At 31.0% G+C, this 13,535-nt stretch carries 10 protein-coding genes; 5 read left to right on the top strand and 5 right to left on the bottom strand.

The genetic code is table 11. The features are described from left to right. Positions 1 to 1,737, top strand: a 1,737-nt coding sequence (locus B0A64_RS24585; protein WP_089482076.1) for a S1 RNA-binding domain-containing protein, incomplete at its 5' end; no start/stop codon positions are given. 401 nt (positions 1,738 to 2,138) lie between these two features. Here the strand turns inward: B0A64_RS24585 and B0A64_RS24580 are convergent. Both B0A64_RS24580 and B0A64_RS24575 read right to left on the bottom strand, forming a co-directional pair. Continuing rightward, positions 2,139 to 3,482 carry an SWIM zinc finger family protein gene (locus B0A64_RS24580; RefSeq protein ID WP_089482075.1) on the bottom strand — a complete coding sequence of 448 codons (1,344 nt, stop codon included), beginning with the start codon at positions 3,480 to 3,482 and terminating at the stop codon, positions 2,139 to 2,141. Next, positions 3,482 to 6,145, bottom strand: a complete 2,664-nt coding sequence (locus B0A64_RS24575) for a DUF6493 family protein (RefSeq protein WP_089482074.1) — start codon at positions 6,143 to 6,145, stop codon at positions 3,482 to 3,484. The genes B0A64_RS24580 and B0A64_RS24575 overlap by 1 nt, the downstream gene beginning before the upstream one ends. Before the next feature lie 385 nt (positions 6,146 to 6,530). Here B0A64_RS24575 and B0A64_RS24570 point away from each other — a divergent pair, with 385 nt between their 5' ends. After that, a complete protein-coding gene (locus B0A64_RS24570) occupies positions 6,531 to 6,986 on the top strand; it encodes a hypothetical protein (RefSeq protein ID WP_089482073.1) in 456 nt (151 codons plus the stop codon). 824 nt (positions 6,987 to 7,810) lie between these two features. On the opposite strand, the gene B0A64_RS24560 is transcribed toward B0A64_RS24570, so the two are convergent. Next, complete coding sequence (locus B0A64_RS24560; RefSeq protein WP_089482072.1) at positions 7,811 to 8,167, bottom strand: hypothetical protein; 357 nt, start codon at positions 8,165 to 8,167, stop codon at positions 7,811 to 7,813. A 333-nt stretch (positions 8,168 to 8,500) separates the two neighbouring features. On the opposite strand from B0A64_RS24560, the gene B0A64_RS24555 reads away from it, so the two are divergent. Next, positions 8,501 to 9,790, top strand: a complete 1,290-nt coding sequence (locus B0A64_RS24555; protein ID WP_089482071.1) for a hypothetical protein — start codon at positions 8,501 to 8,503, stop codon at positions 9,788 to 9,790. 573 nt (positions 9,791 to 10,363) lie between these two features. Here B0A64_RS24555 and B0A64_RS24550 read toward each other — a convergent pair. Then, complete coding sequence (locus tag B0A64_RS24550; RefSeq protein WP_089482070.1) at positions 10,364 to 12,115, bottom strand: alkaline phosphatase D family protein; 1,752 nt, start codon at positions 12,113 to 12,115, stop codon at positions 10,364 to 10,366. Between the two features lie 385 nt (positions 12,116 to 12,500). On the opposite strand from B0A64_RS24550, the gene B0A64_RS24545 reads away from it, so the two are divergent. Both B0A64_RS24545 and B0A64_RS24540 read left to right on the top strand, forming a co-directional pair. Continuing rightward, positions 12,501 to 12,926 (top strand): hypothetical protein, encoded by a 426-nt coding sequence (locus B0A64_RS24545; protein ID WP_089482069.1) that lies wholly within the window; start codon positions 12,501 to 12,503, stop codon positions 12,924 to 12,926. Continuing rightward, entirely contained in the window at positions 12,911 to 13,027 is a 117-nt protein-coding gene (locus B0A64_RS24540) for a hypothetical protein (RefSeq protein WP_089482077.1), read from the top strand. The genes B0A64_RS24545 and B0A64_RS24540 overlap by 16 nt, the downstream gene beginning before the upstream one ends. Positions 13,028 to 13,147: 120 nt before the next feature. Here B0A64_RS24540 and B0A64_RS24535 read toward each other — a convergent pair whose 3' ends face one another. Further along, complete coding sequence (locus tag B0A64_RS24535; RefSeq protein WP_089482068.1) at positions 13,148 to 13,513, bottom strand: helix-turn-helix domain-containing protein; 366 nt, start codon at positions 13,511 to 13,513, stop codon at positions 13,148 to 13,150. Positions 13,514 to 13,535 lie beyond the last annotated feature (22 nt).

Here is a 13,535-nt window from a genome sequence, read left to right as displayed (position 1 = left end):
AATATTGGCTTTACAGAAAATACTTTTTGGCAAATTTTAAAAAAAATTAGACCATCTCTTTACGAGGCTTTATATATTAAGCACAAAAAAGATGAAGAATCTTTCGCATTGATAGTTAGTGCATTTGAAAATCAAACATTGATTTCCGGAATAATAAAATCAAGAACCAATGGTGGAATGATAGTGGATGTGCTTGATATAGAAGCATTTTTACCAGGATCGCAAATTGATATTAAACATATTATAAATTATGATATATATATCGAGCAAAAAATGCAATTCAAGGTTATACAAATTAATCCAGAATTAAAAAATGTCGTTATTTCACACCGCATCATTAGCGAAGCTGATATAAATATAAAAAGAAAGAAAATTATTGATCAATTAGAAAAGGGTCAAATATTGGAAGGTGTCGTGAAGAATATTACATCCTTTGGTGTCTTCATTGATTTAGGAGGAATCGATGGTCTAATTCATATAACCGATTTAACTTGGTCAAGAATCAATCACGCTAACGAGATATTAGAATTAGACCAAAAAATAAAAGTAGTAATACTCGATTTTGATTATGAAAAAACTAGAATTCAATTAGGTTTAAAACAATTATATCCTGATCCGTGGGAGGATATAGATAAAAAAATTAAGGTTCTTGACAATGTCCCTGGTAAAGTTTTATCAATAGTTGATTATGGCGCCATAATAGAAATTAGCGAGGGACTTGACGGTTTAGTACACATTAATGATCTTTCGTGGACGAGGAAAATTAAAAACACATCTCACTTTTTAAAAGTAGGAGCTATCCTTAATTTTGTTATATTAGATATAGATAAAAGGACTCGTAAACTGCAATTGGGATATAAGCAACAGATTGAAGATCCTTGGGACAAACTAGATTTTGAAAAGGGAAGTATTCATTGGGGAATGGTCGAAGATTTTGTGAGCAAAGGAGCGATTGTTGTTTTCAATAATGATGTAACAGCTTTTATTCCATCTCGACACCTAAGAAAATTAAATGGATATAAATTGAAAAAAGGAGAATATGCTAACTTTATAGTCATTGAATTTGATAAAAATCGCAAAGATATTATGGTTTCTCATACAAATACTTTTGCCAAACAATTAAATTCATCATCAAATTCCGGTAAAATAACTACAAACATTAAATATGTTGCAGATTCAGATGATGGAGAGGATTATTCAATTGAAAAAGATATTTTACCTTTAGAATCTACATTTAACAATTACAATGTAGGAGATATAACAACAGGAATAGTATTTGAAATTGCTGATTATGGAGCTTACATTAAAATGCCTGATGGAATTGAAAGTCTAATTAGGGTCTATGAAATGTCATGGAATTCTCAATTATGCTATGCCCAAGATTTCATGGAAATAGGTGATCTTGTCGAAGTTATAATTACTTCTATAAATAAAGATACAAAAGAAATATTTTCGAGTATAAGACAATTAAAACAAGATCCTTGGATTAATATAAATTCCACATATCCAACAGGGTCTATACATACAGGCATTGTAAAGAAATTAACGAATTTTGGAATTATAGTTTCACTCACAAAAGATATAGATGGTGTTATTGATACTTCAATTTATAAGGATAAATTAATCAAAAATCGATTTGATTTTATAGATCTAGGGGATTTTGTAGATGTTGAGATTTTAAAATTAGATATAACAGACCGTAAATTATTTCTAGAGGTGGTCAAAAAAAAATCTTAAATCAAAGTTTATTTTCATTTATAATTAAAATTGTATAGTTGAAAAATTAGAATTAGCTACTGAAAAAAACTAAAAAAATGATTACATATAGATATAAATAGCTATACATAAGAATATTATTTATTTATTTCTTTTAAATCATCAATAAAACGGTTCGAGAATTGTCCCGTTAGAGCTACAAGTAAAAATTAAAAGCCGAGAAATCTAGATTTTTCGGCTTTTTTTATGGTTCGATAAATTTTGCCTCAGTTTCTGGAAAATTTAAAAGCCTGCGTCTTCAAGGGAATTTGGTTCGAGTCCCTTTAGGGTAATCATCCTAAATGAAGTCAATTGCACATATGTCAAATAGACTTACTAAGGTTCAATTTAGCACTTCTGCCCTTGTTTTTCCTTTTTACTTTCTATTCATGTCTAATTTTTACTGCTAGAATATGTTTACAGAGTCCTCTGTTGTTCTCGTTGGTAGTGTACCAATTACAAGTACATTGATAGATGTCATTATTTTTAATGACCGTATGGTCAATATCAGTAGAACCTTTTACAATTGCTTTAATAAAAGTTTCTGTTTTTTCTAAAATTTTTATCTCATCACTTTCAACTATTTTTTTAGCATTTTTTAATCTAGGGTTAAAACTTAGTAGTCTTTCAAGTTTGAATGGAAGTCTCCTGTAAAAATAGTTGTTATCAAATAAATTATACCCAAGTAAACCAATACCTGATAAATTTGATTGTAAATTGTTCATTACTCTTAAATCAATACCATTTTCAACTGAAATTAATGTAGGATTGAATACTTCATTTGTCTTAAAATAATTATCCATTCCATTTATTAGGTTTGATGAAATTGAATTTGTCAAATCTTCTAAAAGCTTTCCTTCTCCTGAAAATCCTCGATAAACACTATTTGAAAACAAATATGTCATTTGAATATCTTTGAAATTTAAAATTAAGGCAAAGCTTTGTTGTGTTTTATGTCTGTAAATAAATAGACTGTCTACTGACGAAATTAATTTTTGTATTAAATTTAGTCTGTGAATTCCGCCGACTTTTATACTATTTTGCCTCTCTATTGGTAAAAAAGTATAATTGGCACCCGCTTTTGTTAGATAATATTCTGATTTTGTTGGTGTATTAGGAAGTGTTTTAAATAATTGTAACGCTTCGAATTTGGTCAATTGAAAAGCAAGTTCCATTTCGGATAAAAATACTTGTACATTTCCTAAACCTTTAATCCATCTATTGGGTAATGTTACTTTCTTTTCGATGGTTTTATGTTTTTCTGTAATTACGTGTACTTCTTTCGAACCGATACCTATTAGTAATTTTTCAGATTGCTGCACATTATTAAAAGCCCTTATTGTTTGATTATTAAAATCAATATTTGTAGTACCAGAATGCAAAAAATCTCCATCAATACCGTTCTTTAAAATATTAACTCTAGCATATACACTATTACAAGAAGAAAACGCTTCAAAATGAAGTTCACCTGCTCCAACAGAAACTATTGGATCTTTCAATTTTGCTATTTGACCAGGTGTTAATGCAAAATGAGAGTTGACTGTGTTTGCTAATACACTTAAACATTTAGATGCTAAAAATGAATTAATAATATTTCCATAAAAAAAGCAAGGCTTATTGTTATCTTCATCAATTTCAGTATTATGTGAGAATGAAAAGATTTTAATCTTTTCTTCTTGAAGAAAATGTGATGGTTTTTTATATTGATAAATAAATTCTGTTTCCATTATTTCTTTATTTCAATTATTTTCTTTTCTACTTCCTCTTCAATATTTAATTTTAAATCATTTTGCAATTCTTTATAATATTGAACAACTTTTTTACTATTAGTAGGTAGATTTTGTTTATCAAAGTTTTTTATACAATTAGATAAAACAAGAAATTGAAAATGTTTAGTTTCTTTAAAATGATTAGGTTTATCTAAATACTCAATTAATCGGTTTATTGGTGCAAATTTGTCGTTTATCAACTTACTTAAAATTTTTGAAAAATCATCTAAATTTTCATTTCTAGTAATTGCTAAATTAATATACTCTGATGCAAGATCTCTTGAAATTTTCTTCTCGAAAAGTAAACATACTGCTACGTATAGCCAACCGCTATGATATATAAAAAGTTGATGGTCTAAAATAAATTGCATTGGATATAAACATTCTTCAAATCCACCTACTTCATTTCCTGTAGCTGTATCTGGTATATATCTACAAATTAGTGCATCAATATAATTGGGATTTAATGACAATTGGTTTCCTATATCAACCCTACTTGCTTTTTCTATCGAGGCAGTATTGTAAAATATTGTTTCTTGCCTTATTGCTTTTTCTTTATTATACCAAGTATAATTCCAGTTATTATCTAGAATTAATCTATACCAAGTAGCATATTTATTAGCATCTTTTTCAATATTAAAACTAATATTAAATGGATAAACAACAGAAGGATAGTTTGATGCTTTGGATTTTTGAAATTCAGAAAAATTTCCATTAGGGTTTTTAATTCTAGTTATTTGTGTCCAAAGTGGTAATGTTTCATTGGTAAAATTAATTTTGTCAGATATTCCAAAAAAGTATCCTATAGCATCAGAATAATAGCCTTTTAGGTTTTTTAAATCTTTACTGCAATCACCATCCAATTCTGTTATTAATATTCTATTACAAGCAACAACTAAATCTTCCAAATCAACTTTTGTATTACTATTTTCATATTGCAATAGTCTTTCTAATAAAATTTTCGGATGCACAAAAAATGGTTCATGAGTTGGTGTTGATATAAATGGCAATGTGTTTTTATCCTTTAATTTCAAAAATGTCATTTTTGACTTTTTACCTAAAAATGGAATGTATTTGAAATCTATCTTTGAAAACCCTTCATCATTTTTAGTTACCCAACTCTCAAGAAATAACGTAAATGCAGTTAGTGTATCACTTTCATAAAATTTAACAAAAAGTGGCTTTGTATATGGTTTTATCTGTTTTATATAGTCAGATGGAATCTTAGATTGAAGTTGAATAATGCCCTCAAAAAACACCTCTATGTCTATTGTTGATTTTGTTCGTATGCAAGTCCCTATTTGAAATAAAAGCTCATCCCAATTAGTAATTGGTGCAATTTCTTTAATTGATTTCTTCTCAGCAATTACATTGTCAAAATTTTCAGTGAGGTTCTCAACTTTTAAAATATCTTTTGCTACTTTTTTTAGATTTGATAAAAATGGAGATAATATTATTACTAAGTCTTTATCATCAAAATAATTTATTAAAATTTTGGCTGCCTTCTCTTGGATCTTTGTATCAGATTGTATAAAAAGCAAGCATAGTTCTTCTCTGTAATCAATGGCAATTTTAAATGAATTAGTTAACACGTTTTCAATAATTTCCAAAACTACTAAAATCGATTTGACAGTTTTGTCATTAGTAAATATAATCGGAACATTTTCTAGAAATAATGAAGTGTCAAATTCTTTATTTGTGTATATAGTTTTAATGTTTAAGATAACATAGTTTATTAAACTAGTTTCTCCAGTTCCTAATACCGAAAATAGTGTAGATTGATTTGCTATTAATTCTTCTTTCGTCGGATGAAACAATTCTAGTAATCTTACATGCCAATCTAAATGTGGTTTCTTCCAATTATTTAGTAATGATGCGAAGAGGTGCGTTACTATACTTCTATTAGTAAAAGCATTGTTTTTAATTAATATTTTGAAAACTTCAGTCCAATAAACATTTGCTTTTGCACTTAAACCATTAGAATAATCTATTGAGTTTGCTTTAATTAAATCTAGAATTGGAATTTCATATTTATAAAATTTACAAAAAACTTTATTTATCAATTCAGTATGTGCCAATAAAAATTCAGCTTCGTCAAAATGGTTATTGTCAAAACCTTGTAAATTAAATAAGCTTCTAACAAAAAATTCTTCATCAAATTCAACCCAATTATTTTCATAAAATTTCCAAAGTACTTTAAAGTTGATGTTCCTAAATCGTTCTTTTGATAGGTCTTTAATTACTTTGTTCAGATAATTAGGTGGAAAGAGTTTATAGAAGTTAACAAGTGGCTCAAAATTACTAGTTGAAATATAGCTGTAATATGGATTTGAAGTATAGAATTCATGTTTGGTTTCTATTTTTTTTAATTCCTCATAATTTCTTATACAGGTTATTAAAAAGTAATTTAAACAAGCATCTATTTGTTGCCTATTTTCATAAAAATCATTTCTTTCCTGACCAGTTAATTTTGAACCCTCCTTTTTTAAAATATCCCTGTCAATATCTAGCCCTTTCAATAAAGAAATAGTAGAAAAACGTTCTTCTTCTGTCAAAGTTTTTGAAAAATTCAGAATCTCGTTCCAGTTTTTGCTTTTAATTAGATTTATGATTCTTTCCATATTTTTTAAGGTGTCGTTTTAGCATGAGGAATAACGTTCTGGGACTACAGTGGTTTGGGACTAAATTAAGCCCATTCTTTGGATTTACCAAATCATCCCAAATACAAAACCAACTTTCCATTAACCCAAATGTCCAAATCTTTTACAGTAGCCGAAAGCTTTAGTCCAGTTCTTTTTTAAACAAGTAAAAAAGATTTAGAATAATAGAGAATCATTTAAGTGATTTTTTTTATATTTGTGTCAGGTGTTTTGGTACGCCTGCTCGTTCGTGCGAAGATTTCATCAACCAACAGCTAGATAATATAACCTTCAGAGCTTATTATCCGACTAAAGTTTACGAACGCAATATCTCAGGATAATAATCTTTGAACTAAAGGATTATATTATGAATAATATTGACTACTTCAAACTTCAAGCAAAAAATCTACACAGAGATTTCAAGACAAAAATTCTTGATTTTGACAAGGAACTTAATCGTTTTGCTTATGTATACACCCCTAAATATTTCGCTGTAGACGCAATTATTTCGGACTTTGATATCGACGAGGAAAATTTTACCCTCATGAACGCACAACATATAATTGCCAATATAGCAGGTTTTGATAAGTGGGGTACACTGATAAAAGTATCGGAGTCAGAGTTGCAACTTGCGAAATTAATATTTGAGCATCAAGATAAAATTGATTTGATTTCATGGAATTTTTATATTGCCGACGCACAATCAATGAATGAAGAAGAACTCGATGCAGAAATTCAAGTAGAAATATTCAAACAAGTTGTTATTGAAGATAATATTTTTGACATGGTAATAGATAGTTATCTTATAAAGGATGAATATTGATAGTTGTTGCGATCTAATGATTTGTTTTAAATCATTAGATCGGATTCAATCAAACGATTTTATTTTCAAATCAAAAGTGTTAAATTTCATTTAGATTTTTTAAATCTTCAAATAAAAGGTTCGAATTCTCTCTCATCAAGGTCTACATTTATCAATATTTACATTGAGCGTTATGGGTTTGAACCCGAAAATTTAATATTGCTTGATATTTATTTTATTTAAATCATCCACAAAATGGTTCGAGAATTGTCCCGTTAGGGCTGACTAGTCCTGAATATCTGTTACAATCTGCTGATGAAGTTTCTTATCAGCAATCTAGACCACAAAATGGTTGTGACAGCCTTTTCGGTTTGGGAACGGCTCAGTTATAAAGAACAGTCGGATTTCTGTTAATGCTCCGTATTTTTGGTTAAGATAATCGTAGAGTCTGTGCATCTGCTTAAAGCAGCTGGTCATGTTACGGTCTACTTTGTAGGCTACCGTGAAGAAAAAACTTCAGTCCATCTGCCAGAAGGTATATTGCAGGCTCTGTTTATTAGCCAGACAATCGATGCGGTTTCTCATTGATTTGTTTTTCTGTCTTAAGGCTTTGTTCTCATCGAACATGATTTCGCTGTCAAAGTATCTGGCATGGTCAGCAGGGAACATTCTCTTTCCGTTTCTTAAGCTGATTTCAGCAAACAGGTCTTCATTCTTCTTATAGAATCTGTAGATAGTGCTTTTGCTTACAATGGCTTTTGCTTTTAATTGCGGTCAACAGCGGGGTGCTCACGCTAGTAGGGTGACAAAATTACTAACTTGAAACATTCTTTTTTTAATACACTTTAGAACTTTACGCTATTAGTTTTTTTCGGAAGATGTAAATTTATTGATGACTTTATATTGTACGCTTTATTTTCATGAATTACATTTCCTCTTGAATCTATTATTTTACTTGATGTTTTTATAAGATTAAAAATAGAATCATTATTAAAAATCTTAGAATGGATATTTATTAAAGTTTTTCCTCCATTAGTATCATCGACTTGGTATTCACCACCGTTATATCCTGCAGGTACACCTTCGATGAAAGAACTCTTCTTTTCAACATTTGTAATATCGCAAACAGAAATTTTTTCATTTTTAACATTGCTCATATCCATTCCAACTTTATTTCCATAATGCTCTGTTATTTTTGACAATTACAGGTTGATACCACCATAATGCGGATACTGGTATGCACTAGACTACATGTAAATCGTAACTTACGAAGTTTAGTATTTAATTTCTGTTGAAAGTAATATTAGCAGCATTGTTAAATTTTCTCTTCCTGATGTTAAATATGAGTAAATCCAACTACAGACTCCAATTTGTTTATCTACTTTTGTAGTACACACCGCAGCAATTTACTTTATCATTTTTTAAAGTGATATAATTTTCAGATTAATTGCCGAAGATTGCAAAAAATGTTGTTAATTTATACATATTGTTTTCTGAATGTCAAACGAACATATAATACCTAATAGCCCCAAACTATGAAAAAAATTACTCTAATGATTTGCCTGCTGCTGACAGCTGTCGGAGCAAGTGCACAGCAGGAAAAAGGAATTATAGGATACAGCAACTGGCTGGATAACTGGACAGAATTCAAGCCTCAAAAGACCGAGTCAAAAGATGCAAATCAAATTTTAGCCGGAAATATTACTGAAAATACAAAACTGCTGAAAAGAAATGTATATATTCTGCAAGGAAATGTATATGTAACCAATAATGCAGTGCTTACTATTGAGCCTGGCACAGTAATTATTGGAGATGCTGTTTCAAAAGGTACTCTTGTAATTACAAAAGGGGCCCAAATTATGGCTGCAGGACAGGAAACAGACCCTATTATATTTACCTCAAACCAAAGCATGAAAAAAGCAGGTGATTGGGGAGGCGTGGTAATTCTTGGTGATGCTCCCATAAATAAATTTGGCAATGCTGGTTCTTACAGTATGGATCTTGATCCGGCACTTACTATATATGGAGGGAACAACCAAGCTTCAAATTCAGGAGTTTTAAAATATGTGCGAATTGAATTTGCCGGTAAAAAAGTTAAAGGAATGGATTCTTTTAATGGATTGACTGTTGCAGGAGTGGGCAATAAAACCATTTTGGAGAATATCATGGTAAGTTACTCCGGCGGTGATTCATTTGCTTTTTACGGAGGTGATGTGAACACCGCTCAATTAGTATCCTACAAATCTATTAATGATGATTTTAAATTTACCCAAGGAATCCAATGCCGATTATTTAATTCATTAGCTGTGAGATCATCTTATTTATCAAGCAATAAAGATGGATCGAGATGTCTGGAGGTTAGAACCTATGAAAAGAAAAACGAAACTGACTTCACCAAAAAAGCCACATTCGTTAATGCTTCAAACATGACAATGCTAAATGACAGTGAAAATATTACAGGAGATATTCAGGCAGGTTTAGTTAAAGAAGCTGTTTACGTTGCTGAAAATGCATCTTTGGAATTAAAAAGAAGCGTAGTTTCTGGTTTTAATCCTGCAGTGCTTATAGATAGTAAAACTGAAATCAATGAGGTTAATCTAAAAAAAATAAAATTTGAAGAGATGTTCTTTAATCAATGCAGTGGCAATATATTTACAGAAAACAAGGCTGACAATACTGATTTAGAAAACTGGTACGGTAACAGCGTCTTTTTTAATGTTTATTCCCACACTGATAACAAAGAAACTTTTGTTGACCTATATAATTCAAAGAGACCGGATTACAGACTTCAATTAGGAAAAATTACTGCCTCAAGCGGTAAATAGATTAATATTATTTTGCATAAAAACCAATATTAAAGGAAACAGCGTTTACTAGCTGTTTCCTTTTTTTTATTTAGAGTTCTTTTAAAATTCAGTCTGTCCGGTGTGTGAATTGAAGGCAAGGTATTTTAAAAACTGAACTATTTATTGTAATGTTGCTAAAGACTTAATAAACTGATTGGGAATTGGTCCGGAAGGAATCAAAATTCTAAACAAAAAATACACTACTTAGTATTATTTTCAAGTTGTTATCCTTTATAAAAGCGATTCATTAATTCAGTCTTTTTTTTGGATCTCAATGTTTAGTTTTCATTTTAAACATTTCACAAGCAGCATCAAGTGTAAGCAGTATTTTTAATCGTGTACCGGAGCTCAAAAAAATCTATGCCTTTAGCTTCGTCAGACTTAACCACATATCCAATTTGATTGATAGTAAAGGCTGATTGAGGCAAATCATCTGATACAAAAAATCGGAACATGATAACTCTTGCCCCGACTTAATTTACAGTTTCAATTTTTTTAATTTTTTTGGTATTATCGAAAAATTTCAATCAGTACCGAATAAACACAAACATACTATGCTATAGTATATTTTTTTTCTGTAATAGTATTAGTAATTTCAGTTGTTACATTGTCTACAAATCGCCATTCAGCTTCAGAACCAGATGATGTAAATTTGAGATATGTATATCCTCGCTTATATAAATTTGCATATTCTAAATCATCTATCAGTACTATAAATGCTTGTGCTAACTCTATTGCCTTTTTAGGGTCGGATGAAATTCCAAGATAAGCTTCCAATCCTGGCGAAGAAACAGAACTACAGGCTATTTCAGTACCTATAAAATTTCCTTGCATATTGGTAAGTTTACCCATCCAGGCATTATGAGTATCTCCGGCCAGTACCACAACATTTTTCCCGGAAAGTATGGCATACAATTGTTCTCTTTCTGCAAAATAACCATCCCAGGCATCCAGATTATAGGGCAAAGTTGTCGTAACTCTCGCAATTTCCTGAGCAGTTAAAGATGGATCACTTTGTTTATATCTCATTTTAATAACAACAAGTTCAGAGATTGCACCAATAAGAGACTGCATAGTTGCCGGCTGTGCACTTCCAAAATGATCTACTTCTGCTAAAACCTGATTTAAAAGCAGCAGCAGCTCTGCAGGAATCAGCATTCTTGTCATCAGGATCTGCTGGCCTATTACTTTCCATTTAGCAATATCTGCACTAATCTGTGATCCCAGCCATGTCATTTGTTCGCTTCCAATTAATTTTCTGCTTGTGCTTAACAGATCTTTTCTAAATTTTGTCTGGTCAAAATTTCCACCATTATCAATATAATCAGAATAACTCATCTGCTTATCTCTTGCAATAACTCTGGTATCCAACATATAAAGCGAAAGAATATTACCGAAATTAAAACTTCTGTAAATTCTAAGATCTTTTCCTGTTTTAAGCGGAATATATTCACTGTAGGCTTGAAAAGCCGCCAGTTTTCTCATCTGAAAATCTCCTTCAGCAGGCTGATGATTTTCTGCACCTGATTTATAGGTGTCATTAGCAAACTCATGGTCGTCCCAAACACATATAAAAGGTTTTTTCTGATGAAGAAGCTGAAGATTTTTATCACCTCTATATTGTCTATAACGCTCTCTGTAATCGCTGAGACTTAAAATCTCTCTAGCGGGTTTATGTTCTCTGCCCAGCGCATTGGTAAAAGGATTTGTTCCATATTGTCCCGGCGCATATTCGTAAATATAATCACCAAGATGAACTACCACATCGGCATCTGAAGAAGCAATCGCTCCATACACATTGAAAAGTCCAGCTGGAAAATTAGAACAGGATACAACAGCCATTTTTACATCATTTACAATATCTGTTTTAGACGGCAGCGTACGTGTTTCTCCGGTAACAGTTACCTGTTTAGTTTTGGCATTATAAAATCTATAATAATATTTTGTATTAGAAGGAATATTCTGGACATCTACGGCTATTGTAAAATCATTTATGGAAGATGCTCCGGCCTGCCCTTTTCTTGTTACTTCAGAAAATGCAACATCCTTACTGAGTTCCCAGGTAATTTCAGCATCTGAACCTGTTGAATATCTCGTCCAGATAATCACTCCCATTTCGGTAGGGTCAAAACTGGCTACTCCTGTCTCAAACCCTTCATTTTTCATTCCATTTGGCGCACCGCTGTTATCTGTTTTATCATCATCACTGCAGCTTTCAATAAGTGGGGCGATGAAAACTCCTCCGGCAACCAATAGAGAATTTCTAAGAAACCTTCTTCTGCCTAAATCATTATTATTTTCCATAAAAAATTTTTATATCAAAAAAACAATTTAATATTCCAACTCAGGTTATGGCATTTTTAAAATTAGTGTACATTAATATTAACAATCCATTTACTATAATAAATTATCAATCTGTTTAAGATCTTTATACATTATCGGTAACAATACCTATCAGCGAGCAGAGACAATTTCAGGAAGAATTAAAAAAACAGGTGGCAGAAAGTACCCAAGAGCTTCGCCGCTCGAATGATGATCTTCTGCACTTTGCACATATTGTAAGCCATAACCTTAAATAGCCTGTCAGGAAAATTAAGTTTTTTAATCATCTCTTAAAAAATGAGACGCAGGATTCTATAAAAAAAAAGCTAAAAAGTATTTTGATAAACTCGATCAGAGTGCACAGCAGATGCAGAACATTATTGAAGGGATTTTAGCCTATTCCACTCTTAACAAATCAATACAGAAAGTTGAGAAAATAAGTCTCAATGAGATCATTGAAAATATAAAGACAGATCTGGAACTTATAATAAAAGAAAAAGGAGCTCTACTTATTACAGGTGAGCTTCCTAAGATAGAAGGGGCAGCAATTCTTATTCACCAACTCTTTTACAATCTTATTCAAAATGCCCTTAAGTTTTCAAAGCCGGATCATCCTGTGCGGGTAACGATAAAATCCGTAATTATTAAAGACACGTATACTGATTTTTTAAAGATAACGGAATCGGACTCGATCCGATTTATAGCGACAGGATTTTCAATGCATTTAAGAGACTTCATTCTAAAGATTAATATAAGGGAAACGGACTTGGACTCTCCCTGTGTAGAAAGATAGCAGAAAGGCACGGCGGTAGTATAAGCGCTTCAGGGAAAAAAGTTAATGGTGCTGAATTTATCGTAACTCTTCCATTAATACAGACTAAAAACACTATTTGAAACACTATGTTTCTATAGCTCGAAAGGGTGACTTAACCTTCATTTTTACAACAAAAAATAAGGAAGTTTCTAAAAGAAAGATCGTCTCTAAATTTTAGAGCAAAATCATGGCAAGCTACTTCAAATGGATACATTTTTTCGGCAAATACCTTTTAACGAGATAACCAAAGATTGTGATGTGACTATAGTAAAAAAAAAGCTACAAGAAATTCCTGCAAGTACTATTTTTTCCGCATTGAAAACGCCGCACTTTGAAGGCTGTTTTGTCCTGCTCAATACCTTCTTATTGATACGGTTTATCCCAGCTACATTAGCAACTGCTGCTCTTTTTCTGAAATCTAACGGCGAAATGGTGGTTTGTTTTTTAAAATATTTTACAAAATAAGAGTCATGATCAAAACCAAGATAATTTCCAATCTTGCCGATAGTAAAATTAGTTTCCACAAGCATTCTTTTTGCTTCGGTTGTAATCCTTTCGTATATCATTTCAGAAAATTATGCTATAATT

This window comes from Flavobacterium araucananum, from assembly GCF_002222055.1.
Taxonomy (GTDB): domain Bacteria; phylum Bacteroidota; class Bacteroidia; order Flavobacteriales; family Flavobacteriaceae; genus Flavobacterium; species Flavobacterium araucananum.
Note: the sequence above shows the minus strand (reverse complement) of the source record. Positions and strands in the feature narration are given on the sequence as shown.